29 protein-coding genes are annotated in these 22885 nt (G+C 50.7%); 23 read left to right on the forward strand and 6 right to left on the reverse strand.

All coding sequences use genetic code 11. The annotated features are described in order from the left end of the window. The first annotated feature begins 113 nt into the window (after positions 1–113). From AC6ESO_RS10170 to AC6ESO_RS10185, 4 genes are read left to right on the forward strand one after another with little or no spacing between them, the layout of a single operon-like run. Positions 114–1061 carry a metal ABC transporter solute-binding protein, Zn/Mn family gene (locus AC6ESO_RS10170; RefSeq protein ID WP_497091265.1) on the forward strand — a complete coding sequence of 316 codons (948 nt, stop codon included), beginning with the start codon at positions 114–116 and terminating at the stop codon, positions 1059–1061. A 15-nt stretch (positions 1062–1076) separates the two neighbouring features. Beyond that, positions 1077–1877, forward strand: a complete 801-nt coding sequence (locus AC6ESO_RS10175) for an ATP-binding cassette domain-containing protein (protein ID WP_494818840.1) — start codon at positions 1077–1079, stop codon at positions 1875–1877. Next, positions 1878–2684 carry a metal ABC transporter permease gene (locus AC6ESO_RS10180; protein ID WP_494818841.1) on the forward strand — a complete coding sequence of 269 codons (807 nt, stop codon included), beginning with the start codon at positions 1878–1880 and terminating at the stop codon, positions 2682–2684. It abuts the gene before it with no gap. Positions 2685–2702: 18 nt separating this feature from the next. Then, entirely contained in the window at positions 2703–3416 is a 714-nt protein-coding gene (locus AC6ESO_RS10185; protein WP_497091266.1) for a cytochrome c biogenesis CcdA family protein, read from the forward strand. A gap of 171 nt (positions 3417–3587) precedes the next feature. Here the strand turns inward: AC6ESO_RS10185 and splB are convergent, their stop codons facing one another. After that, positions 3588–4658, reverse strand: coding sequence for a spore photoproduct lyase (splB, locus tag AC6ESO_RS10190; protein WP_497091267.1), 1071 nt, complete (start codon positions 4656–4658; stop codon positions 3588–3590). Between the two features lie 183 nt (positions 4659–4841). Here splB and mntR point away from each other — a divergent pair, with 183 nt between their 5' ends. Beyond that, complete coding sequence (mntR, locus tag AC6ESO_RS10195; RefSeq protein WP_494818844.1) at positions 4842–5264, forward strand: transcriptional regulator MntR; 423 nt, start codon at positions 4842–4844, stop codon at positions 5262–5264. Positions 5265–5334: 70 nt separating this feature from the next. On the opposite strand, the gene AC6ESO_RS10200 is transcribed toward mntR, so the two are convergent. Then, the gene (locus AC6ESO_RS10200) at positions 5335–5631 is read right to left on the reverse strand and encodes a hypothetical protein (protein WP_494818845.1); all 297 of its coding nucleotides are present in this window, start codon (positions 5629–5631) and stop codon (positions 5335–5337) included. A gap of 32 nt (positions 5632–5663) precedes the next feature. Further along, entirely contained in the window at positions 5664–6560 is an 897-nt protein-coding gene (locus tag AC6ESO_RS10205) for a DUF1385 domain-containing protein (RefSeq protein WP_497091624.1), read from the reverse strand. A gap of 256 nt (positions 6561–6816) precedes the next feature. Between AC6ESO_RS10205 and AC6ESO_RS10210 the strand changes: the two genes are divergently transcribed. The 5 genes from AC6ESO_RS10210 (at position 6817) to AC6ESO_RS10230 (ending at position 11052) form a co-directional block, all read left to right on the forward strand. Next, complete coding sequence (locus AC6ESO_RS10210) at positions 6817–7341, forward strand: YqhR family membrane protein (protein ID WP_497091268.1); 525 nt, start codon at positions 6817–6819, stop codon at positions 7339–7341. An 85-nt stretch (positions 7342–7426) separates the two neighbouring features. After that, positions 7427–7879, forward strand: coding sequence for a type II 3-dehydroquinate dehydratase (gene aroQ / locus AC6ESO_RS10215; protein ID WP_494818848.1), 453 nt, complete (start codon positions 7427–7429; stop codon positions 7877–7879). A gap of 4 nt (positions 7880–7883) precedes the next feature. Continuing rightward, entirely contained in the window at positions 7884–8960 is a 1077-nt protein-coding gene (locus tag AC6ESO_RS10220) for a M24 family metallopeptidase (protein ID WP_497091269.1), read from the forward strand. A gap of 133 nt (positions 8961–9093) precedes the next feature. Then, a complete protein-coding gene (gene efp / locus AC6ESO_RS10225) occupies positions 9094–9660 on the forward strand; it encodes an elongation factor P (protein WP_090976934.1) in 567 nt (188 codons plus the stop codon). A 138-nt stretch (positions 9661–9798) separates the two neighbouring features. Beyond that, positions 9799–11052, forward strand: a complete 1254-nt coding sequence (locus AC6ESO_RS10230; protein WP_494818850.1) for an aspartate kinase — start codon at positions 9799–9801, stop codon at positions 11050–11052. Between the two features lie 75 nt (positions 11053–11127). Here AC6ESO_RS10230 and AC6ESO_RS10235 read toward each other — a convergent pair whose 3' ends face one another. The 3 genes from AC6ESO_RS10235 to comA form a co-directional block, all read right to left on the reverse strand. After that, positions 11128–11589: a DUF441 family protein gene (locus AC6ESO_RS10235; protein WP_494818851.1), complete on the reverse strand. Its 462-nt coding sequence runs from the start codon at positions 11587–11589 to the stop codon at positions 11128–11130. Positions 11590–11704: 115 nt separating this feature from the next. Next, entirely contained in the window at positions 11705–12415 is a 711-nt protein-coding gene (locus AC6ESO_RS10240; protein ID WP_497091270.1) for a 2-phosphosulfolactate phosphatase, read from the reverse strand. A 30-nt stretch (positions 12416–12445) separates the two neighbouring features. Then, positions 12446–13285, reverse strand: coding sequence for a phosphosulfolactate synthase (gene comA / locus AC6ESO_RS10245; protein ID WP_497091271.1), 840 nt, complete (start codon positions 13283–13285; stop codon positions 12446–12448). A 204-nt stretch (positions 13286–13489) separates the two neighbouring features. Here comA and AC6ESO_RS10250 point away from each other — a divergent pair, with 204 nt between their 5' ends. The 13 genes from AC6ESO_RS10250 (at position 13490) to amaP (ending at position 22882) form a co-directional block, all read left to right on the forward strand. Then, positions 13490–13756 carry a YqhV family protein gene (locus tag AC6ESO_RS10250; RefSeq protein WP_497091272.1) on the forward strand — a complete coding sequence of 89 codons (267 nt, stop codon included), beginning with the start codon at positions 13490–13492 and terminating at the stop codon, positions 13754–13756. A gap of 149 nt (positions 13757–13905) precedes the next feature. Further along, on the forward strand, positions 13906–14916 hold the full coding sequence (gene spoIIIAA, locus AC6ESO_RS10255) for a stage III sporulation protein AA (RefSeq protein ID WP_497091273.1): 1011 nt from the start codon (positions 13906–13908) through the stop codon (positions 14914–14916). Next, a complete protein-coding gene (gene spoIIIAB / locus AC6ESO_RS10260) occupies positions 14909–15427 on the forward strand; it encodes a stage III sporulation protein SpoIIIAB (RefSeq protein ID WP_494818855.1) in 519 nt (172 codons plus the stop codon). The genes spoIIIAA and spoIIIAB overlap by 8 nt, the downstream gene beginning before the upstream one ends. 15 nt (positions 15428–15442) lie before the next feature. Further along, entirely contained in the window at positions 15443–15646 is a 204-nt protein-coding gene (gene spoIIIAC / locus AC6ESO_RS10265; protein ID WP_494818856.1) for a stage III sporulation protein AC, read from the forward strand. A 30-nt stretch (positions 15647–15676) separates the two neighbouring features. Continuing rightward, positions 15677–16072: a stage III sporulation protein AD gene (gene spoIIIAD, locus AC6ESO_RS10270; RefSeq protein ID WP_091219247.1), complete on the forward strand. Its 396-nt coding sequence runs from the start codon at positions 15677–15679 to the stop codon at positions 16070–16072. 6 nt (positions 16073–16078) lie between these two features. Then, complete coding sequence (spoIIIAE, locus tag AC6ESO_RS10275; protein ID WP_497091274.1) at positions 16079–17359, forward strand: stage III sporulation protein AE; 1281 nt, start codon at positions 16079–16081, stop codon at positions 17357–17359. Positions 17360–17382: 23 nt separating this feature from the next. After that, positions 17383–18087: a stage III sporulation protein AF gene (gene spoIIIAF, locus AC6ESO_RS10280; protein WP_497091275.1), complete on the forward strand. Its 705-nt coding sequence runs from the start codon at positions 17383–17385 to the stop codon at positions 18085–18087. An 18-nt stretch (positions 18088–18105) separates the two neighbouring features. Then, on the forward strand, positions 18106–18741 hold the full coding sequence (spoIIIAG, locus tag AC6ESO_RS10285; RefSeq protein ID WP_497091276.1) for a stage III sporulation protein AG: 636 nt from the start codon (positions 18106–18108) through the stop codon (positions 18739–18741). A gap of 36 nt (positions 18742–18777) precedes the next feature. Beyond that, on the forward strand, positions 18778–19500 hold the full coding sequence (locus AC6ESO_RS10290) for a SpoIIIAH-like family protein (RefSeq protein WP_494818860.1): 723 nt from the start codon (positions 18778–18780) through the stop codon (positions 19498–19500). A 265-nt stretch (positions 19501–19765) separates the two neighbouring features. Next, positions 19766–20257, forward strand: a complete 492-nt coding sequence (gene accB, locus AC6ESO_RS10295; protein WP_497091277.1) for an acetyl-CoA carboxylase biotin carboxyl carrier protein — start codon at positions 19766–19768, stop codon at positions 20255–20257. 55 nt (positions 20258–20312) lie between these two features. Further along, on the forward strand, positions 20313–21671 hold the full coding sequence (accC, locus tag AC6ESO_RS10300; protein ID WP_497091278.1) for an acetyl-CoA carboxylase biotin carboxylase subunit: 1359 nt from the start codon (positions 20313–20315) through the stop codon (positions 21669–21671). A 139-nt stretch (positions 21672–21810) separates the two neighbouring features. Further along, entirely contained in the window at positions 21811–22218 is a 408-nt protein-coding gene (locus AC6ESO_RS10305) for an Asp23/Gls24 family envelope stress response protein (RefSeq protein WP_090976899.1), read from the forward strand. 100 nt (positions 22219–22318) lie between these two features. After that, positions 22319–22882: an alkaline shock response membrane anchor protein AmaP gene (gene amaP / locus AC6ESO_RS10310; RefSeq protein WP_497091279.1), complete on the forward strand. Its 564-nt coding sequence runs from the start codon at positions 22319–22321 to the stop codon at positions 22880–22882. Positions 22883–22885: the final 3 nt, after the last annotated feature.

A 22885-nucleotide genomic window follows, 5' to 3' on the forward strand; every position in this document is an offset into this window, starting at 1 on the left:
CGATAGACCGCCGGAGCGCTATGCTCCGGCGGTTGCTTGTTGACAGGGCATATAGGCGTCTATATAATCAAATTGTAATGTTTACGATTATGAGAAGTAGAGGTGCAGTGTAAATGGTTTCGAAATCGTTCCGTCCAATGGCACTGTCAGCGATTACGCTGGCATTTCTTGTTTTTATACTTGCTGGCTGCGGTTCCGCATCGAAAGGCAAGCTTGTCGAGGGGAAGCTGAATGTGGTTACCAGCTTCTACCCGCTCTATTTCCTCGCTAAGGAAATCGGCGGAAACGGCACGAATGCCATTAACATGATTCCGGCCGGCGTAGAGCCGCATGATTGGAGTCCGAAGAGCCGTGACTTGGACACGGCATCGCAAGCGCGGCTGTTTCTGTATAATGGCGCTGGGCTAGAAGGCTGGGTAGATGACTTCTTGGAAGGTTTGCCGAGCGATACGAAGGTGATGACCGTAGAAGCAAGTAAAGATATTGAGAAGCTTTCCGGTAATCCGGAGGAAGAAGAAGGGCACACCGATGACAGCCATCATATTGATCCTCATACGTGGGTAAGCCCGAAATCGATGCTCATCATGGCGAAGACCGTACTCGATAGTTTCATTGCGGCAGATCAGTCGCATAAGAGCGATTATGAAGCGAACTATGCAACGCTGCATGCGAAGCTAACGGAATTGGATGACTCGTATACGAAGGCGTTAAGCGCAGCCCCTCGTAAGGATATAGTGACATCGCATCAAGCATTTGGTTATTTGGCCCGTGATTATGGACTGAAACAAGTGGCTATAATGGGGTTGTCCCCTGATGCAGAGCCGAAGGCGCAGGATTTGCTTCGGATCGCCAAGTATGTGAAGGACAATGGGATCAAGTATATCTTCTTTGAAGAGCTGGTAAGCGATGAATTAGCTAAGACGCTTGCTAGAGAAGCTGATGTGAGCACCATGGTGCTGAACCCGCTAGAAGGGCTTACGCCGGAGCAGGAAGCCAAGGGGGAAGATTACTTCTCTCTAATGAAGGTGAATTTGCAAAATCTAGTTCAAGCCTTACAATAGAAAGAAGGAAGTAAGATGCAGACAAAGCAGCAACAACCGCAATTTGTGTGTCATCAGCCGATCATAGAGTTAAACGATGTTTCGTTTGCTTATGAGCAAAAACCGGTCATCGACGATGTCTGTTTTTCGATCCAGGAGCGGGACTTCGTTGGGCTGATTGGCTCGAACGGCGCAGGGAAGACGACACTACTGCGTATGATTGTAGGCTTGATGAAACCAACTAGCGGGACGATCAAGCTGTTCGGAGAGCCAATCGGGCAGTTTAGAGATTGGAATCGAATCGGCTATGTACCGCAAAAGAATTCGTTTAATCCACTGTTTCCGGCTACCGTGCGCGAGGTCGTGTTATCCGGGTTATACAGCCGCAACAAACTGTTTAAACGTGTGTCGAAGGCGGATGGCATAAAATGCGATGAAGCACTGCATGCGATGAAGATCGAGGATCTGGCCGGCAAACGTATCGGTCAATTGTCCGGCGGCCAACAGCAGCGTGCTTTTCTCGCGCGTGCACTCATCAACAATCCCGCATTGCTCATCCTGGACGAGCCGACGGTAGGCATCGATTCCGAGACGCAGGAAGGATTCTTCCACCTGATCAAACATATGCATCAGCACCATAACATTACGTTCCTGATGGTTTCGCATGATATGGAGATGATCCGTTCTTACCTGGGTCAGCAGCCGAAGCAGCAATGCGGCAAAATCAAGTTTTATGTGAAGCATTCCCATGATCTGGAGGATTGTGTGGAAACGAATTTGACGCATAGCTTAAGAGAGCTGCGTCATTCCATGGAGAGAGGGAAAGTAGGCGTTTAGGTGGATATCGTAACGAGTGAATTTTTTCAGAGGGCGCTGATCGGGGGCGTGCTCATTGGTATCACGGCCCCGTTGATGGGCCTTTTTCTTGTCTTGCGTAGGCTCTCTATGATCGGAGATACGTTAGCGCATGTGTCGATAGCGGGGGTTGCACTTGGTTTTCTGATCGGCGTCTACCCTGTTGCAATGGGTCTTCTATTCGCGCTTGCCGCTACCTTCGCCATAGAGAAGCTGCGCAAAGCGTACAAGACCTATGCAGAGCTATCTATCGCAATCATCATGTCAGGCGGCGTAGCGCTCGCATCCTTGCTTTTTACAATGGGCAAAGGCTTTAACGTAAGCGTCAGCGGTTATTTGTTCGGCAGCATCTATACGCTTGATTCCGTGGATCTCATCTTAATCGGAGTCGTAACCGTCATCGTTCTGCTCGCTGTAGCGCTTCATGCGAAGGAATTGTTTCTGCTCACCTTCGACGAAGATGCAGCCGCCGTCAGCGGTTTGCCGACGCGTTATTTTAATTTCATGATAAGCGTACTGACGGCACTCGTGATCAGCGTGTCAATCAAGATCGTCGGAGCGCTGCTTGTGTCCGCACTGCTAACTATTCCGGCGGCCTGCAGCCTAATCATCGCCAGAAGCTTCCGGCAATCGGTAGTCACCGTCGTTGTCATCGCAGAACTTGCGGTTACGATCGGGTTGCTCGTTGCAGGTGTTTGGAACTTGGCGCCTGGCGGTACGATTGTTATGCTGCTTATTGTTTTTCTATTGCTGCTGCTTTCCATCAGACGGAAATTTAGCGCAGGATGAAGATGGGGGTGAGTACATATGTCTGACGTAACGATTTGGGCTGCTTTCGGAGCAGGGATCGCTTCTTTTATTTCTCCGTGCTGTCTGCCGCTGTACCCGTCCTATTTATCCTATATTACCGGCGTGTCCGTAAGTGATCTGAAGAGCGAGCATCCCGGCAAAGAAGTGCGGATTCGCACGATGGCCCATACGTTTTTCTTCATCTTAGGGTTCTCCGTCGTCTATTACACGCTGGGTTATGGCACCAATGCGTTCGCGGAGCTGTTCTCCGAGTATCAGACGCTAATCCGGCAGCTCTCTGCTGTCCTTATCATTCTGATGGGCCTTGTCTTAATGGGACTGATTCAGCCGAAATTATTGCTGCGCGAAATGAAAATTCCGCTTAAAACCAACCGTTCCGGTTACTTTGCATCGTTCATCTTCGGCATCGGCTTCTCAGCAGGCTGGTCGCCGTGTACGGGTCCGATTCTGGCCAGTATCCTCTTAATGGCTGCTTCCGAGCCGGGAACATGGTTCCAGCTCACGACCGCTTATGCCCTTGGATTTGCGATCCCGTTCTTCGTATTAGCCTTCTTCATTGGCTCGACAAGATGGATCGTGCGTTACTCCAGTATCATGATGAAAATCGGCGGCGCCGTTATGCTGCTCATGGGCATCCTGCTCTTCACCGACCGGATGACCAAAATTACGATCTGGCTGAACACCATCACGCCGGATTGGCTGAAGTTCTAAGAGTACTTTCATTACCGTTTTTAACGGGGGAAGATAAGAAGGGATTGTGACCGGAGAGTTTACGTGCCGCCTTTGATAGGGGGATATCACCTTATAACCTAATCCAGAATAACCCCCTATCAACAGCGGCCGCAGGCACATCCCTTCGTTCTGAAGATTCCGTTTAAACCATCAAGTGAAGTATTCAATCTTAGCGTCTTCAAAATGTTCAAAGATGCGCTCCGAGATAAACATGCGGAGCGCTTCTGCTTGTTCATTGGGATATACATATTTGCCTTGTCCCCAGCGGCCCCATTTGTATTTGCGCTTCTCGATGTCCATCTCCAGCTTAGTGCGTGGATACCGTTTCTCGATGACGTTCTTCGCTGTTTTCGTGAAGCGATGCTGAATGAGCTCGAAGGTCAAATTCGATGAGGCATCCTTCGGGAGAGCGGCAGCAAGAGAAGAGAGGAGCTCCGCATAACCTTCTTGCCATCCGTCGTACCAAATAATCGGCGCGATGATGAAGCCGAGCGGGTAGCCGGCTCTGGCGATTTTGGCGGCAGCTTCAATACGCTGTTCGAACCTTGAGGTGTTCGGCTCGAAATTCTTGATGACGTAATTGGCATTGACGCTGAAACGGATGCGGGTGTGATTATTATGTTTAATATCCAGCAGCGAATCGACATAGTGATATTTCGTAACGAAACGGAGCCTGCCGTACTCTTGTCCGGCCATGAACGTGATAAGCTCGCGCAAGCTGCCTGAAATGGGCTCGAGCCCAACCGGGTCTGAGGTACAGGCAGCCTCGAACCTTGTGATTTCCGGAATGCGCTCATCGATATAGCCTTTAGCGGCTTGAATGATCTCATCGGTATTCACGTAAATACGGATATAGGGCTTAGCTCCCAGCGTGGTTTGAAGGTAACAATAATGGCAGTGACCCATGCAGCCGGTGGCGATGGGAATGGCGTATTCGGCCGATGGCTTGGACGTATCAAATTTCAGCGTTTTTCGGATACCGACAACAAGCGTTCTTTTCGCGATTTTATATTGTTCCAGCTCGGTTTCACCGGGTAAATTGGTGATTCGGTTATGGGAGGTCGTCATCTTATAGGGAATACCGATCGACTTCACCCATTCCATTATTCGTTGGCCTTTAGGGTAGTCAAGCGCGGCAGGCTCGAAATAAACAAGCTCCGGAATAAAGGACTCATGCACCCGTATGTTCACGGGCGGTCGTTCCAGCAAAGTTGTACTCAAGTGGAATACACCTCCTTAGGATTCAAACGAAAAGTAGCATTAGTTTGAGGAAATTCGTCACAAAGCAAACATGGAAAGTTAAGTGCGACAGGTTGCGGCGCGTATGGCGGGCGGTGTATGATACTAAGAGTAATGCGAGGATGGTCCTAACGTACGGGATGACGGTGAATGGAGGAAAGTGGAATGCCTACTCCGAGTATGGAGGATTATTTAGAACGAATTTATAAATTAATCGATGAAAAAGGATACGCGCGGGTCTCCGATATTGCGGAGGGACTTGAGGTTCATCCTTCATCTGTAACGAAAATGATTCAGAAGCTGGATAAAGACAGCTATCTGATCTATGAGAAGTACCGCGGCCTAGTGCTGACCAATAAAGGGAAGAAAATGGGCAAACGTCTCGTGGAGCGGCATCATTTGCTCGAAACGTTCCTGACACTTATAGGGGTACAAGACGAGAACATTTATAAAGATGTGGAAGGGATCGAGCATCACTTAAGCTGGGATTCGATTACCTGCATCGAAACGCTTGTGGAATTTTTCCGTCGGGATCCTTCGCGCATGGAAGATTTCAAGGCCGTACACGCAGATCTGAATAACGAGTAGAACAAAGGGGCATCTCCAAACGTCATGATTGTCATGGCGCTTAGGGATGCCCCTTTATAGGTGGTGCTGCTTAATGATATTTAGGTAAATTGTCATCATCCTTGCCGCCTTCGATCACGCGAAACGGCATATTCTTGCGAGTTTTACTCTTGCTTGCCTGCGGTTGGTCTTTTCGTGCTCCGGTCTTATACCGCGGCTTTGCTTTTGCCCTTGCGGCGCCCGGAGGGAATTTGTAAAGCAGGTAGATAGCACCGAATACGGCGACCGGGATGATAAGCTGGTAGGGATTGCTTATCGTTTGGCTAATGATACCGATGACGACAAGCGCTAGGATGATGACTGACAGAAGGCTCATTTTACGAGGCATGACCTTCACCCTTCCTTCCCATATCTTGACTATTAGGCTTGCGTTTTGGCTACTTGACCGTCCAGCTCCAGCATACGGTTGAAGGAAGCGATCGATACAGCTACTTGCTCATCGGTAGGCTCTTTCGTCGTAAGCTTCTGAAGCCACAGCCCCGGGTAACCAAGGAAACGAAGTACGGGCAGATCACGCAGCGCGTTCGTGAAACGAAGGGCTTCGTAAGATGCACCGAGTACTACAGGCAACAACAAGATGCGAATATAAATTCGTTCCCATAACGAATCCCAATGGAAGAACGAATATACGATCACGCCGACCAATACGGAGAACACGATGAAACTGCTTCCGCAGCGGTAATGCAAGCGTGTGAATCGTTGTACATTGGAAACCGTGAGCTCCGCTCCTGCTTCGTAAGCGCTTATTACTTTATGCTCGGCGCCGTGATACTGGAACAATCGTTTAATGATCGGTGTGAGCGAGATGAAATATAAATAAGAGAGCAGCAGCAAGATTTTGATAAAACCTTCAATAAGGTTGTGTACTATTATATTCTCGAAAGCATGTTCGAAGAGCAACTGTTCGAGAAGTGCAGGTACAAGTGTGAAAATTAATTTACCGAATACGAAGGATAGAATACCCGCGATCGCAACCCCGACAATCATGCTGAGGCTCCAGCCGCTTTTCTCCTTGGCTGCGGGCTTGTCTCCGTCTTTGGATTCGTCAAGCTCATCTTCCGCATACGATTCCATCGAGAAGTTTAAATGCTGTGATCCTTTGGCGCTTGATTCTAGAATTGCGACCACGCCGCGGAGCAACGGTATTTTTTTGAGCTTCTGAATCCAAGGTTTTGTCGTGCGTGGTACCTCATAGAAAATAATTTCATTATTCTTCCGACGAACCGCAGTCACATTCGCATGTCTTCCTGCAAACATAACTCCTTCAATGACGGCTTGTCCGCCATAAATATTTTGCGTGCTCTGAGACAAGGGCGAATCACCATCCTTTAGTTTGACATTTGCGTCTATGAATAATTTCGAATTCTCTCCTTATTGTACTTGATTCGCGTACTGATTGCGAGTAGCATCGATTCCCTGAAATGCCGAATGTTCCGATTTGCGGCAGAAACGATTGCGCATACTAATGTCAATCACTCGCTTGATCAAGCCAATTATAGGAGGCACACGACAGATGCGGAAAGTAAAGTCAGAGCGCAGAAAGCACAACAGTCCAAGCGATTACAACGGTAAGGCGCATACAAACTCGTTTCGTTATTGTTTAAAATTAGGTTTCTATGCAGGCTTAATATGGGGCTTGCTGCACTGGTTGCTTTTCGCGATCAAATTTACGAAGGTAACGCCGGGGTTTCTCATTGAGCCTTTCTTCCAACAGTCCTTCATCAAGACAGGATGGGGATATTTCGTTGGCATCTTAGCGTTTATCGTGTTCTCGATTGTGGCTGCTTTTATTTATAAGCTGCTGCTGGGAAGGTTACAAGGTCCATGGGCCGGGCTAATCTACGGCTTAGTCTGGTGGCTCCTGCTGTCCATGACGATCGGTCCGGTCATGCGGATGATGGATCCCGTCAATAAAATCGGCTACGATACGTTAATTACAGAAGGCTGTTTCTTCACCCTATGGGGACTGTTTATCGGCTTTACAATTGCCTTCGAATTTACCGACGAAGCGTCCAGAGAGCCGGCTGGCGCACTCTAGAAACACACGGGTCTGGAGAGCTCTTCTCAAAGGGTGGGTCTTTGTGATAGAATGGCTAATGATCTATGCGCCGGGAGGACTCTCCATGACCAGAATACTCGTACTAAATGGGCCGAATTTAAACATGCTCGGCATCCGGGAACCCGGTGTTTACGGCTCGATGTCGCTTCAAGCCATCGAAGCGCTCGTGAAGGAAACCGCGGATTCGCTTGGAGTGGAAGTTTCGTTCTTTCAGTCGAATCATGAGGGAGCGATTATCGATCGCATTCATGAAGCCTATGGCCAAGCGGATGGAATCGTAATGAATCCGGGAGCCTTTACACATTACAGCTATGCGATTCGCGATGCGATTGGCGGCGTAGGCTTGCCTGTGGTAGAGGTGCATATCTCGAATATTCATAAACGTGAAGCTTTCCGCCATGTTTCGGTCATTGCGCCTGTGGCCATCGGTCAAATCGCCGGTTTCGGTGCACAGAGCTATGTACTTGGCCTAAACGCACTGATTCAACATTTACAGCAGCATAATGAAAAAGGGTGATTCCATGACATCTAAACGATTAGCCGGTTTACGCGACAAGCTCCCTGCCCTGCAGGTGGATGCGATTCTCGTAACGAGTGCCGTTAACCGTCGGTACATAAGTGGATTTACAGGCTCATCAGGCGTGCTGCTCATCACCGCTACGGACAGTTGGCTGTTGACCGATTTCCGTTATATGACACAGGCCCCGCAGCAAGCACCGAACTTTACGGTTGTTGAGCATGGACCGAAGTGGATTGAAACGGTAAGAGATCTGGCCGCTTCTGCGGGAGTTCGCAAGCTCGCTTTTGAACAGGATCACGTCGTATTCAGCAGCTACACCGCTTGGAACGAAGCGCTTGGCGCTGCCATCGAATTAACTCCGGCTTCCGGTGTTATCGAAGATCTGCGATTGTTCAAGGATGAAGCGGAGCTAGCGGTAATACGCGAATCTTGTGCGCTTGCAGATGAAACGTTCAAGCATATTCTTGGCTTTATCAAGCCGGGTCTGCGGGAACGCGAGGTAGCGCTTGAGATGGAGATGTTTATGCGCAGCAGAGGCGCGACATCGTCGTCATTTGATACGATTGTAGCTTCCGGGGAACGTTCCGCACTGCCGCATGGTGTTGCAAGTGATCGGGTTATTGGCAATAATGAGTTTGTAAAGCTTGATTTTGGCGCTTTATATAACGGTTATTGCTCCGATTTAACGAGAACGATCGTTGTAGGGAAGCCTACAGATCGCCATCGTGAGATTTATGGCATTGTATTGGAAGCACAGCTTGCTGCATTGGCAGGCATTAAACCGGGCATGACCGGACGTGAAGCAGATGCGCTGGCGCGCGACATTATTACGCGTCATGGCTACGGCGACAAATTCGGACATGGTACAGGTCACGGCTTTGGCATGGAAATTCACGAGTCGCCGCGTTTGTCGGTGGGCGGAACAACCGTGCTTGAACCGGGCATGACCGTTACGGTAGAGCCGGGCATTTACATTCCCGGTTTTGGCGGCGTTCGGATCGAAGACGATATCGTCATCACCGCTGATGGAAATGCGTTATTAACCTCATCACCGAAGACATTGTTCACTTTGGCGTGAGTTTTATAAAAGAAGGGGTCTCAAACACCCTATTACCATTTAAGGTGAGAGTTTGACTTCGTCAAACGCCCCTATTACCAATCAAGGAGAGGGTTTGACTCCGTCAAACGCCCCTATTACAGGAGGAAAAGCAGTGATTTCAGTTAATGATTTTAAAACAGGCCTAACCGTTGAGGTAGAAGGCGATATCTTTACCGTTATTGATTTTCAACACGTTAAACCGGGTAAAGGCGCAGCATTCGTTCGCTCGAAGCTGAAAAACCTTAGAAACGGTAACACAGTTGAAAGAACGTTCCGCGCAGGCGAGAACATCGGTAAAGCAAACATCGAGAACCGCGCGGTTCAATACCTGTACAACTCCGGTTCCGAGTATTCTTTCATGGACAACGAAACTTATGACCAATTCACGCTTGATAAAAAGCAGTTGGAATGGGAAATTAACTTCCTGAAAGAAAACATGACCGTTAACATCTCCAGCTACAATACAGAAATCATCGGTATCCAATTGCCGAACACGGTTGACCTGAAAGTAACTGAAACAGAGCCAGGCGTTAAAGGAAACACAGCACAAGGCGCTACGAAGAACGCAACTTGTGAAACAGGCCTTAACGTTCAAGTTCCTCTGTTCATTAACGAAGGCGATGTACTGCTGATCGATACACGCGACGGCAAATATATCTCCCGTGCTAAAGAGCAATAAGAACCAGCAGCAAAGCCGTCCGGACATCGTGCCGTACGGCTTTTTTGTCATATTCAAACTTACGCATATATGCTATAATCTTGTTTTATGAAGAACTTTAGACTTTACACTTAGAACTGCGTTGGGAGTGGATCAGAAGTGTCGTTGATAGTAATGAAGTTCGGCGGCAGCTCCGTCGGCTCAACAGAGCGGATGCAACGGGTTGCAAGGCGAATCGCCGATTATAAGGAAGCCGGTCATAAGGTTGTAGTAGTCGTCTCCGCTATGGGAGATACAACCGATGACCTAATCGATCAATCCAAGCTGCTAAACGCGAACCCGCCCGCACGCGAAATGGATATGCTGCTGACGGTAGGCGAACAAATATCGGTTGCGCTGCTTTCGATGGCCATTGATGCAATTGGGCATAAGGCCATGTCATTCACAGGTTGGCAAGCAGGAATCGAGACGGAAGCGGTACATGCGAAAGCACGGATTACGGATATCAAGCCGGATCGTATTTTTGCTGCATTGGACAATGGGTACACGGTTATTGTTGCGGGCTTCCAGGGTTCCACTTCTGAAGGCGAAATTACGACACTGGGCCGCGGAGGCTCCGATACTACGGCTGTAGCGCTGGCTGCTGCCATTAAAGCGGATGTCTGTGAAATCTACACGGATGTGGACGGAATCTACTCCACAGATCCGCGCGTAGTCAAATGTGCTCGTAAATTGGATGAGATTTCGTATGACGAAATGCTCGAGCTCGCGAACTTAGGTGCAGCGGTCCTTCATCCACGAGCGGTAGAATATGCGAAAAATTATAATGTGCGTCTTGTAGTTCGTTCTAGCTTTACGCAAAATGAAGGCACGAGTGTGAAGGAGGAAGCGGTCATGGAACAAGGGATGGTCGTTCGCGGCATCGCCTATGACAAAAACGTAGCACGAATCAGTATTCTGGGTGTAGAAGATATTCCGGGCGTACTTGCAAAAGTGTTCGGCGCGCTTGCTTCTAGCGGCATCGACGTCGATATCATCGTTCAAAGCGGCACCCAAGACGGCAAAGCAGACTTTGCGTTCACGGTTTCCCTGAACGATAAAGATAAAGCAATCGCAGTCGTAGAGCGCATCCGCAGCGAAGTGCCATACCGTGAAGTGAACTCGGAAGTTGACCTCGTTAAAGTGTCTATCGTTGGCGCAGGCATGGTCAGCAATCCGGGGGTTGCAGCGAAAATGTTCGCGGCGATCTACGAGCTCGGCATCAGCATCAAGCTGGTTTCGACTTCCGAGATTCGTCTATCGGTTGTAATCGCGGCCGATACGGTTCATGATGTTATCCGTGCGCTTCATACCGCTTACGGATTGGACACGGCGGAGCAAGTATTCGTTGGCGGACCACAAGACAGACGTTAATTTCATACAACCAATAGAAAAAAGGACAGCAGCGCGATTGAGCGCTGCTGTCCTTTTTGTTTTCTGATTAAGTGCTTAGAAACGTTCGGCGATAAAGCTGAATAGCTTAAACAAGATTGCCGTGATCCCGGCAGCCATAAGCGGACCAACCGGAATGCCGCGCAGAAACACAATGCCAATTATAGATCCGACGACAAGGCCAACGATGAGCTGGGGATCAAACTTTAGCATTTCGAGGCCTTTTCCGTTCACGTAAGTGGCGATCGCGCCGCCGGTCAGCGCCAGTATACCGGGCCAGGAGGTGATGACATTCAGCATATCCTTGGAGCTGATTCGCTCGGATGCAAATGGAACGAGAACGCTGAACGTCAGAAATAACAACCCTAGCTCGAGTCCTCTGCGTTCGATCGTAGGGAGAAAACGCTCCAAATGGACGAGCTTGACGATCAGCAGCACGCAGGCTGCCGTTGAAATAATCGGCGAACGGCCGATTAAGCCGATCACAATCAGAAGAACAAGAACTACTTCCCCGCTCATGCTTGTTGACTCCTTCAATTCGTATGTCACCGCCTTCGCGCCTCACGCGCAGGCGCCCATACCCCATTGTATGGAACAAGCCTCCCGGTTATGTCATGACAGCTGTCAGCAAAGCTCAGCTCTGTACGAGCATATCGCCTTGCATCCTCGGCACGATACCGCTGATATTCACTTGACTGCAGCGCTCAATATCGCGTCCGCTGCCATTCTTGTTCAGCCGTTTACCCGTCGTGCTGGTCTGAAGCAGCTCATGGATCGTACTCTCAGCACTTCTATATAGGCCAAGCATCGCGGAGCCAATATCGTTCATCTCAAGCGGAGCGGGGCTGAGCAGCTGAAGCTCGCTTATGAGCAAGCCCGCGCATAAGCCGTCCTCGAGAGCGAACTCATCGTGGCTGCCGGCGCACAGCAGCACGATATCGCGGCGCAGCTCCAGCGCCGTACGCGCGCAGGCTGCCGCATTATTGAGGGAACCGACAAGCACATGATCGGCTCGCATCGCTTTATGAATGGCACGCGTGCCATTCGTTGTGGTTAATACGATCCGGCGGCCGAGTACGTTGTCAGCCGTGAACTCCTCCGGGGAGTTTCCCAGATCAAAGCCGGGAATTTTGCGGCAGAAGCGTTCGCCCGCGATCAAATTGCCGCCGCTTTGCAGCGCTCTCGCTTCAAGAACGGTTTCGACAGGCACAATGCCGGCAGCTCCGGCTTCCAACGCAGCAACGATCGTACTCGTAGCGCGCAGCACATCTATGACGATAGCCGTCCGATGCGTAAAGCGTTCGGATTGCGCTTCGTTGACGTTGGAAATGACTTCGATATGCATACGTGAAACAACATCCCTTCCCATGCTTCCTTAAATCATATAAATAAACGGCTCAACGCGAGCGCCGAAATGGAACGTATCTGAGCGGAGTCCGCGGCGCATCGTTTCCAGCGCCATCACTTCAGTAGGTTGAATATTGCCTAAATTCACTTCCGGGCCGAAGGTTTGCAGAAGCAGAACCTGCTGCTGCTTCAAGGGCGTTTCCCACATGATGCGAGAAATATCGCCTAGGGAGTGGCTGACAGCTTCCAGCACGCTTTGGGAGCAATCGCCGTTGCGATCGAATAAGCCCACGTCCATCCCCGATTCTCTTGCTTCAATCGTGACCAATGAGGCGCCTGCCTGCCAGTCAGCCTCTGCAGTTACGACTAATTCATTGGCATCTACAAGGGAACCGGATAATTTCTTGCCGTATTCCGTGACGACATTCAGACCATTGTTAAGTCCTTCTTTAATAAGCTCTGTACGGAGCTTGCGGCTCAGCTCGATGGTGCCATCCGATACTTCGATCCCATTAAAGCCGAGCCGGCATACCGTGCGGAAGAAAGCAGGCACGACATCCTGTTGAACGGCCGTCTCAAGCAGCGTGCCGCCGGGCATGATCGTAAGTCCGCACCGTTTGGCCAGTTCGATTTTGCTCAAGAGGAGATCGGTCGGATAGAGGGGAGCAGTCCCGAATCCGAGCTTAATGCAATCGATGTAACCTGCTGATGTTTCGAGCAGATCAGAGAACGCATGACGTCCGAGTCCTTTGTCAATGACCATGGTTTTGCCGCGTCCGGAAGTCCGGTGCGCATGTTGGGCGACCTCACGCTGGCCGCTTGGATCGTTTAAAGCCGAAGGCCAAGTAGCCTGTGAAATAGATCTCATGATATCTCCTCGCAATCGTTTCTTTTCCACAGCAATATATGCAGGGAGCCCAGAGCGTGTGCGAGGGGGAAAGTGCCTCGTACTCGCATTTTGCCAAAGTTATGAGAATGAAAGAGAGACAGGCCTGCATAGGCTGTAGAAGAGCCGGGCGTTCTAGCAATACGTGCTGCGCGCTCATGTTCACTAGGGAAAGAGGCGATAGAGATGCTTAACAAAATCGTGCTTAGTATGGCATCGATCCGCATGTTCTCCGGCTCGCTGGAGATTATGGCCGCACTGCTGATGCTGCGCCTGAATCAAATCGATAAAGCGCTCGTTGTGAATTCGTCACTTGCACTCGTCGGACCGTTCGTGCTTATTTCGACGACGATGATCGGCCTCGTTGGTCTATCAGATAAATTATCCTTTGGCAAAATGCTTTGGATCGTTTGCGGCGTCGCCTGCATTCTGGTCGGTGTTCTCAAGAAATGAACGAGCGGCGCCTTCCGCGACGATCAAGGACGCAGTGAATCTAGTCATATTACGCGGCTCTGCGGAATAGAATGGGATACAAAGATGGACAATCACTCATCACTCACTCTATCAATCTAGTAGAAACGAAGAGCCGGGAGGGATGCCGGATGCTAAAAAAAGTGCAGCACTTGCTGCCTTCCGAGCTTACAGAGGTGCTCGGACGAATACCGGAGCGGCTGAAGGACGCCGTTGAAGAGATTCGCATCCGAGAGAACAGACCGCTTGAAATCAGCACCGGACTAGCCTTCTGGTTCGTCTCCGCGCAAGGTGTCCTGCTGCCGAATCCGGAGAATGCGTACAAGCCTTCTCCGGAGACATGCCGCAAGCTGCTCGAACGAGTGACGAATCATTCGCTTTATGCGATGGAAGAAGAACTGCGTCGCGGCTACATTACAGTCGCCGGCGGCCATCGAATTGGACTGGCTGGGCGCACGGTGCTGGAGCACGGACAAGTTCGCGGCATCCGTGATATAGCTGCGTTTAACGTGCGGATTGCAAGAGAAGTCATCGGCGCTGCTTCCTCGCTGCTGCCGAAGCTGCTGGATCATCAGAGACGGTCCTTGCAGTCAACGCTCGTGATCGCACCGCCTCAGCAAGGAAAGACGACGTTGGTCCGCGATCTGGCAAGGGCGGTCAGCAGTGGTTCTTGGGGACATCCTGCCGCGCTGGACTGGCCCGGACGCAAGGTCGGCATTGTAGATGAACGTTCTGAAATCGCCGCTTGTGTCAGAGGAGTCCCCACCTTTAATGTTGGCCCTCGAACCGATGTGATGGATGCATGTCCTAAAGCAGAGGGGATGATGATGATGCTTCGCTCGATGTCGCCGGAGATCATGATCGTCGATGAAATCGGCCGCGAAGAGGATGGCGATGCCATTCTGGACGCGAGCCATGCCGGCGTTACGGTCATCGCGACAGCACATGCCAAGGACTTGGAGGATGCAAGAGGCCGACCGGTGCTTGGCAGATTGCTCGCTGCCGGAGCCTTCCAACAATGCGTGGAGCTTCGGCGCAACGGTGGAAGCCTGATGAGCCGAGTGCTCCCGGCTGCGGCGGCCGGAAGGGCGCCGACGGCAAGAGAGCCCACTGTCTGGAATGGGGGCGATCGCCATGGTTAAGCTTATCGGCGCTGCGTTAATCTTGTTCGCCGGCACCATGATTGGCTTCCTCCAGGCGTCGCGCTATGCTTCGAGGCCGATTCAGATCAGGCAGCTCATCTACGCCTTACAACGGCTTGAGACCGAAATCGGTTATGGATATACGCCGCTTCCGGAAGCCATCAGCCGCTGCGCAGCTTACTTGCCTGAACCGGTAGCATCGTTGCTCCTTGACGTTAACAGACGGCTCGAGCAAGCAGGTGAGCTTACCTTCCGCGAAAGCTGGGAAGGGGCCGCGAACGCATTTTGGCCGCATACGGCCATGCGGCAGCCAGAGCAGGCTGCACTGATTCGGCTCGGCTCTGCGCTTGGCATAAGCGACAGGGAAGATCAGATCAAGAACCTGAAGCTTGCGATGCAGCAGCTGCAGTCGGAGGAAGAAGCGGCACGGCACGATAGTGCGCGGTTTTCGAAAATGTGGAAGAGCCTCGGAGTTCTCACAGCCGCGCTAGTCGTCATTTTGATTTTGTAGCGGGGTGCCGAAAGAATGAACATTGATGTGAGCGCCATCTTTCAAATTGCCGGAATCGGCATTATCACGGCGATGATCCATACCGTACTCAAGCAGATGAACAAAGAAGATATGGCGCATTGGGTGACGCTGATCGGCTTTGTCGTCGTCCTTTTTATGGTCGTGAGTCTCTTGAATGATCTGTTTCAAGAAATCAAAACGATCTTCCTGTTTCAATGACGCTACTGGGGCAAGGCGGGTGAACGGAACTTGGAAATCATCCAAATCGTCGGGCTGGGCTTAGTCGCGACGGTGCTCGTCCTCGTCGTACGCGAACAGAAGCCGATGTTCGGTTTCCTGCTGGCAGCATTTACGGGGCTCTTCATTTTCTTGTTTGTTATCGGCAAAATCGAAGCGGTCATCACTGTGCTGGAACAGCTCGCCGATCGTTCCGGCATACCGTCCATCTACCTGAAGACCATTTTGAAAATCATTGGAATTGCCTACATTGCGGAGTTCGGTTCTCAGATTGTACGCGACGCCGGTCAGGAAAGCATCGCCTCCAAGATTGAATTTGCCGGAAAAATACTCATTCTTGTGCTGGCCGTCCCAATCATCAGCGTCATTGTAGAAACAGTACTCGGCCTTCTGCCGGTGGGGAGTTGAAGCATTATGCGGCGGCACTGGACCATCCGCTTCGCGGTGCTGCAAGCCGTGCTCTTGCTGGGGCTGCTGACGATTCTGCCAATCGCCGCATTTGCGGATTCACAAACCGGCAGTCACAATACAGCCGCTATAGTCGAACCGACAGCTGCGCCTGAAGCGGACGACCCTTCTCTGAACGATAATGCAGCCTCGGTGAATAAGAACTTGGCCGGAGATCAGGTCAAGGAGATCAACACGGAGGACGTAGAGAAGTATTGGAACAAGCTGGTGTCTGAATATGGGGGGTTCTTCCCGGATAACGATGTGCCAAGCTTCGCCGAAATGATCATGCCCGGCGGTGAAGGCCTGAAGCTGACTACGGTGCTTGCCGGATTGCTCAAGTATATCCTGCACGAGATCTTGTATAACGGTAAACTGCTGGTCACGATTGTCATTCTCACCGTGTTCAGCATGATGCTGGAGACGATGCAAACTGCCTTCGAACGCAATACGGTCAGCAAAGTAGCATACAGCATTACCTACATGGTCATGATCGTCCTGGCAGTGAACAGCTTTAACGTAGCCATTGGCTACGCGAAGGATGCCATCACCGGTATGATCCAGTTCATGCTCGCGATGGTGCCGCTGCTGCTGACGCTTCTGGCCACAATGGGCAGCGTTGTAACGGTCTCGGTGCTTCACCCGTTGATCATCTTCATGATTAACGCGGTCGGCACGGTTATCTACACCTTCGTCTTTCCGCTGCTGTTCTTCTCAGCTGTCTTGCATATCGCGAGTGCGGTATCGGATAAGTTCAAGGTGACGCAGCTGGCGAATGTACTTCGTAACTTCAGCGTCGGTTTACTGGGTGTCATGCTCACGGTATTCCTTGGGGTCATCTCCGTGCAGGGTGCTACCGGGTCAGTGACGGATGGCGTTACAATGCGGACCGCGAAGTTTATTACGGGAAATTTCGTCCCTGTTATCGGACGAACCTTCTCGGATGCAGCGGATACGGTCATGTCGGCATCACTGCTTGTGAAGAATGCAATCGGTCTTGCAGGTGTAGTCATTATTTTGTTCCTCTGTGCGTTTCCTGCGATCAAAATCATTACACTTGCGCTCATCTACAACGTTTCAGCAGCCATCATGCAGCCGCTTGGCGATAGTCCTATCGTGAGCTGTCTGCAAACCATTGGCAAAACGCTGATTTATGTGTTTGCCGCACTAGCCGCTGTCGGACTCATGTTCTTCCTGGCCATCACCATCGTTTTGACAGCAGGCAATGCAGCAATCATGATTCGGTAAAAAGTTAGGCGGTGGACTTCAACATGATGAGCTGGCTGGCGGTTTGGCTGCAGCAAATAATCGCGGTTGTGCTGCTGGCGGGGTTTATCGACCTGCTGCTGCCGAACAAAGCGATGCAGCGTTATGTCAGACTTGTAGCGGGTTTGATTATTCTGCTGACGATCCTGACACCAATCATCAGAGTGCTGCAGGGTGATTTTAACGCTAAGCTTGACGCGCAGGTGGAGAATTGGGTTAACAGTTCGAAAACCGAACAATTTCACATGCCGACACTTGAAGATATCCAGCAAAATGCCAAGGATCTGCAGCGCAAGCAGCAGTCCGCAGCGACGGCATTGACCGAGCAGAAGCTGGAGGAAGCGATGAAGGCAGAACTGGCAGAGAACGCGGGGCTTCATGCAGCGGCAGTCCAGGTCAAGCTCGAATTGAACAAAGACGGCCAATCCGCTCAAATTGCAGGCGTTACCGTGTCGCTGCTGCCGCCCGAAGAGCAGGCTGCAGCCGAAGCTGAGCAGTCTGATCAAACGAAGAGCGTCGATGAGGTCCAAGCCGTTGATGTTACCGTACAGCCGGACTCGACAGTCCAGGGCGATAGGGAAACGGCCGTGAAAGAAGCACCGGATGCAGTGGCCAATGCGGTGAAAGATGTCCTTCGATTAGGGTGGGGCGTAGCGCCTCGATTCGTTGAGGTGAACGTACTGAATGCAGACTCGGACGCGGCGTACTAATGAAAGGGGAGAACGAAGTTGGCCAATTGGCTGAGCGGGTTAGAGACAACCATCGGCAAAGGGCAAGGCGGACCTAGGCGAGTCAGGACGCTGCGCTGGCTGCTCATTATCGGCTTAATCGGAATAGGGCTTATGGTGGTCAACTCTTTTCTGTCCTATCAGAAAGTGCCAACTGCAGACCAAGCTGCTTCCGGAACACCGCCAACTGAAGAAGCGTTCCTCAGCAATAATTCATCCGAGCATTCTTCCTTTGACGGCATCGAACAGCCGCTTGAGGCGAGGCTCAAAGATATTTTGGAGAAAATCGTCGGTGTCGGCTTGGTCGATGTACTCGTGACCGTCGATTCGACGGAAGAGGTAACGGTCCATATCGACGAGAAGGAATCGCAGCAAATTACGAATGAAGTCGATAAGAATGGCGGCAAACGCAGCATTACGTCCATCACCAAAGAAGGCAAAGTCGTGCTCTACAACACGAATGGAGATACGGCTCCGATTATCGTCAAACGGATCCAGCCGAAGATCCGCGGTGTGCTTATAGTGGCTAAAGGCGCGGAGAACGGCGTGGTTAGACGTTTAATTATAGACGCGGTGGAGAAAGGGCTCAATGTCGCGATTAATCGAATTTCGGTCGTTCCACGCAAGCATCAATAATACCAATTGGACAATGAAAAGGGAGGCTGTTCGTTCATGAACAACAAAAGGCAAACGATTTGGCTGGTATCCATGCTGAGCTTGATGGTTATATTATCGGCCTACTACTTGTTTACGGAGGATGTGAATCCATCGCCGGTAGCAACAGACGGCACGCAGCAAGAACAGGTAAAAGGGGATGCGACCGAGGCATCCGGCACGTCGGCGAATGATGATGGAATTACAGTTTCGGACGTAACAGACGGGACAAACGCGAATGCAACCGATCCGAATGCAACAGATTCAAATGCAGCAAATTCGAATGCGGCTGACGCGAAGGATCAAGGAACGGCAGCAGATTCTGCGGCAACGGCAGCCGGTAATGCGGAAGATCAAGAGGTGCTCCGTCAACTCGGAGAAGCGGGCGGCTTCAGCGCGAGCGTATTCAGCCAAATGCAGGAGAAACGTGATCAGAAATTATACGATGAGTATAATAAACTGTATGGCACAATCTCAGATACGAAGCAGGATGACAAAGCAGCCGGGTCGGCAGTCGAACAGCTGAATCTGCTTGAAGACAAGAGCTCTAAGATCACAGGGCTTGAGGAAGAACTGGTGAAGCAATTCAATAACGCAGCTGTTTATCCGGACGGAGATCGCTATAAAGTCGTAGTACAAAGCGACAAATTAGAGAAAAGCCAAGCGGACAGCATCCTTACAATGGTCATTACAGAGCTCGGTGTTTCGCCGGAGCAAGTCACCATTCAGTACGTGAAGTAAGGCAAATGCGGAAGGCCCCGATGCCAAAGTTAGCGGCAATGGGGCTTTTTCCCATCAGGGATGTATAAAAAATGGGTTCGTGTTCCGCGCGGTTTGTGCTATAATGGTTTCGGTATGTGCAGGTTTGGTAAATGTCACCTTTTTGCAGGGTGCTTACAACCTCACACAGTAGAAGCAGGCTGATGCATGCAGTAGAGCAGCAGGCAGCAATGCAATCACGCAGCGTCTTCTTGCATGAGGCGCAAAAACTTATAGGAGTGAAACGATGTTTAAGCTGAGCGAGATTAAAGAATTGATCAAGCTGGTTGATGGGACTTCCGTACACGAACTTGAAATTGAAAACGATGGCGCCCGCCTGATGATCCGCAAGCCCGGCAAAGCGGAAGTGGTGAATGTACAAGCTGCGTCTCTCGTTCCTACATATACGCAGTCTTACCAGCCACAAGTTCAACCGGCGCAAGGTATGCCTGGCGGTGCTGCGGCAGCTCCGCAAGCACCTGCGCCTAAAGAAGAGAACTATCACCAAATCCTCTCTCCGATGGTCGGTACTTTCTACCGCGCATCGTCGCCTGAGAAAGGACCTTTCGTAAACGTAGGTGACCGTATCAACGAGAAGTCGATCGTATGTATTCTTGAAGCGATGAAGCTGATGAATGAGCTGGAAGCGGAAGTTCGCGGCGAGATCGTGGAAATTCTCGTTGAGAATGGCCAGCTTGTCGAGTACGGGCAGCCATTGTTCTTGGTTAAACCGGAGTAGCAGAACAAAGCTAAGGTGACACCTAGATACAATGCGCACGAGAGGAGCTTTTACCGTGAAATTCAATAAAATTTTGATTGCCAATCGGGGAGAAATTGCCGTACGTATTATTCGCGCTTGCCGCGAGCTCGGCATTCAAACCGTTGCCGTCTACTCCGAGGCAGACCGTGAATCGCTGCATGTCCGTTTGGCGGACGAGGCTTATTGCATCGGTCCCGTTGCTTCCAAAGACAGCTATCTCAATTTAACTAATATTATGAGCGTTGCAACCTTAACGGACTGTGATGCTATTCATCCCGGCTATGGTTTCTTGGCGGAGAATGCGGATTTCGCGGAAATTTGTGAGTCCTGCAATGTGACGTTTATCGGACCTTCTCCTCAAGCCATCAGCAAGATGGGCGATAAAGCAGTAGCGAAGAAAACGATGAAGGAAGCGGATGTGCCGATTATTCCGGGCTCCGACGGACTTGTCGAAGATATGGACGATGCGATTCGCGTTGCGCGCGAAATCGGTTATCCGGTTATTATTAAAGCGACTGCGGGCGGCGGCGGTAAAGGCATCCGGATCGCGGAAGATGAAGAAACGCTGATTTCCCAAATCTCGACGGCACAGAACGAAGCGCAGAAAGCATTCGGTAATTCAGGCGTCTATTTGGAGAAATATTTGACAGGCATGAAGCATGTCGAAATTCAAATTATGGCTGACAAGCACGGCAATGCCGTTCATTTGTTTGAACGCGATTGTTCGGTACAACGCCGTCGCCAGAAGCTCGTGGAAGAAGCGCCATGTCCGGTACTGAGTCCTGCTATGCGGGAACGTATGGGTCAAGCGGCAGTACGTGCCGCACTGGCTGTGCAATATTCAGGTGCCGGAACGCTCGAGTTCCTGCTTGGTCCGGATGGTAATTTCTACTTCATGGAGATGAACACTCGTATTCAAGTTGAGCATCCGGTAACGGAAATGATTACCGGCGTAGATTTGATTAAAGAGATGATTTCCGTCGCAGAAGGCAATCCGTTGTCGATCAAACAAGAAGAACTGAAGATTAACGGCTGGTCGATTGAATGTCGCATCAATGCCGAGGATTCGGAACGCGGCTTTATGCCTTCGCCGGGTCAAATCCAGTTTTACTTGCCTCCGGGCGGCTTGGGCGTTCGCGTAGACAGCGGCGCTTATCCCGGCTATACGATTTCACCTCATTACGACTCCATGATCGCGAAGCTGATCGTATGGGGAGCAACGCGTGAGGATGCAATTGCCAGGATGAAACGAGCGCTTGCGGAGTTTGCAATCGACGGTATTCGTACGACGATTCCATTCCATATGAAGCTGCTTAATCATCCAAAGTTTCTCAAAGGGAATTTCGACATCAAGTTCTTAGAGGAAAATGACGTCAACAATCCAGAGGAATAATCGTCTATTCTGGCGGTAAACTCAAGCGGAGCGGTTTGTCATATTTCCCTCAGAATGCTATAGTATAGGAATAAGAAGCGGATAAGCTATCGGTTTTTCGATCGGTAGCAAGCTACTTTACGGGAGGTGTAGGATAACCATGAGTACGCTGGCAGCGGACTACGAGAAAACAGACATGGGCACTATTCAAATCGCACCCGAAGTCATTGAAGTGATTGCAGGACTTGCGACAATTGAGGTTCGTGGCGTGGCAGGCATGAGCGGCGGTTTTGCCGGGGGCATCGCTGAGCTATTGGGCCGTAAAAATTTGTCCAAGGGCGTTAAAGTTGAGGTAGGTCAACGCGAGGCGGCAGTCGATGTGTCCATCATTGTAGAATATGGTCACAGGATTCCGGAAATTGCGGCAGACATCCAAAACAACGTCAAACGTTCGATCGAGATGATGACTGGCTTGCATGTCGTTGAAGTGAATGTTCATATTCATGACGTTCATTTCAAAACGGTTGAGAAGCCGGAAGAAGAAGAGATCCAACTGCGAGTCAAATAACGGATCAAGCGTGAATGAATGACGACATACCCCCTAGTGGTTGGGCTTGCCGCTCGGCGCTAGGGGGTTTTATCTAGTCCGCCCCGAGGAGGAACTCTCGTTGATAAGAGTGTTGGACAAGCTTCTGCTGTTTCTATACAGCATCGCGATCGGCGCTGTAGCCGTAATCGCGTTTAGTGCAGGCGTATACTGGTTTCCGGAAGAATGGCTGAACAACCTGGTACATAATTTGTACGGCGGCGATTACCGCTGGCTGCAAGCGACGGTTATTATTGTTTCCACGATTGTGTTATTAATCAGTCTTCGTTTCCTTTACGTATCGCTTCGCCGCAGCAACGCCTCGGCACCTTCTATTGACCAACGGACGGAATTCGGTGATATTCGGATCTCGCTGGAAACGGTGGAGAACTTAGCGCTTAAAGCAGCGAGCCGTCAGAAGGGTGTCAAAGATTTAAAGGCGCGGATCAGAATCAGCGAAGCGGGTATCGAAGTTTCGCTTCGCGCAATTGCAGATGGTGAGAGCTCTATTCCGACATTGACGGAAGAAATACAACGTGCTGTCAAATCCCATGTGGAAGAGATTACAGGTATTCCTGTAGCGGGCGTGTCCGTATTTGTAGCTAACATCATCCAAACCGCGAACTTTAAAAGTCGCGTAGAATAGGGG

The sequence above is a fragment of the Paenibacillus rhizoryzae genome (assembly GCF_059686995.1).

Bases quoted from the DNA above. Each gene is read 5' to 3' on its own strand.
- AC6ESO_RS10250 (WP_497091272.1), top strand. From the start codon at position 13,490: ATGCTTAACAAAATCGTGCTTAGTATGGCATCGATCCGCATGTTCTCC.
- AC6ESO_RS10240 (WP_497091270.1), bottom strand. From the start codon at position 12,415: ATGCATATCGAAGTCATTTCCAACGTCAACGAAGCGCAATCCGAACGC.
- AC6ESO_RS10205 (WP_497091624.1), bottom strand. From the start codon at position 6,560: ATGTTTGCAGGAAGACATGCGAATGTGACTGCGGTTCGTCGGAAGAAT.
- AC6ESO_RS10210 (WP_497091268.1), top strand. From the start codon at position 6,817: ATGCGGAAAGTAAAGTCAGAGCGCAGAAAGCACAACAGTCCAAGCGAT.
- accB (WP_497091277.1), top strand. From the start codon at position 19,766: ATGTTTAAGCTGAGCGAGATTAAAGAATTGATCAAGCTGGTTGATGGG.
- aroQ (WP_494818848.1), top strand. From the start codon at position 7,427: ATGACCAGAATACTCGTACTAAATGGGCCGAATTTAAACATGCTCGGC.
- AC6ESO_RS10200 (WP_494818845.1), bottom strand. From the start codon at position 5,631: ATGCCTCGTAAAATGAGCCTTCTGTCAGTCATCATCCTAGCGCTTGTC.
- comA (WP_497091271.1), bottom strand. From the start codon at position 13,285: ATGAGATCTATTTCACAGGCTACTTGGCCTTCGGCTTTAAACGATCCA.
- spoIIIAA (WP_497091273.1), top strand. From the start codon at position 13,906: ATGCTAAAAAAAGTGCAGCACTTGCTGCCTTCCGAGCTTACAGAGGTG.
- AC6ESO_RS10170 (WP_497091265.1), top strand. From the start codon at position 114: ATGGTTTCGAAATCGTTCCGTCCAATGGCACTGTCAGCGATTACGCTG.
- AC6ESO_RS10185 (WP_497091266.1), top strand. From the start codon at position 2,703: ATGTCTGACGTAACGATTTGGGCTGCTTTCGGAGCAGGGATCGCTTCT.
- spoIIIAE (WP_497091274.1), top strand. From the start codon at position 16,079: ATGCGGCGGCACTGGACCATCCGCTTCGCGGTGCTGCAAGCCGTGCTC.
- AC6ESO_RS10220 (WP_497091269.1), top strand. From the start codon at position 7,884: ATGACATCTAAACGATTAGCCGGTTTACGCGACAAGCTCCCTGCCCTG.
- spoIIIAF (WP_497091275.1), top strand. From the start codon at position 17,383: ATGATGAGCTGGCTGGCGGTTTGGCTGCAGCAAATAATCGCGGTTGTG.
- spoIIIAC (WP_494818856.1), top strand. From the start codon at position 15,443: ATGAACATTGATGTGAGCGCCATCTTTCAAATTGCCGGAATCGGCATT.
- AC6ESO_RS10235 (WP_494818851.1), bottom strand. From the start codon at position 11,589: ATGAGCGGGGAAGTAGTTCTTGTTCTTCTGATTGTGATCGGCTTAATC.
- AC6ESO_RS10290 (WP_494818860.1), top strand. From the start codon at position 18,778: ATGAACAACAAAAGGCAAACGATTTGGCTGGTATCCATGCTGAGCTTG.
- AC6ESO_RS10175 (WP_494818840.1), top strand. From the start codon at position 1,077: ATGCAGACAAAGCAGCAACAACCGCAATTTGTGTGTCATCAGCCGATC.
- spoIIIAB (WP_494818855.1), top strand. From the start codon at position 14,909: ATGGTTAAGCTTATCGGCGCTGCGTTAATCTTGTTCGCCGGCACCATG.
- mntR (WP_494818844.1), top strand. From the start codon at position 4,842: ATGCCTACTCCGAGTATGGAGGATTATTTAGAACGAATTTATAAATTA.
- AC6ESO_RS10305 (WP_090976899.1), top strand. From the start codon at position 21,811: ATGAGTACGCTGGCAGCGGACTACGAGAAAACAGACATGGGCACTATT.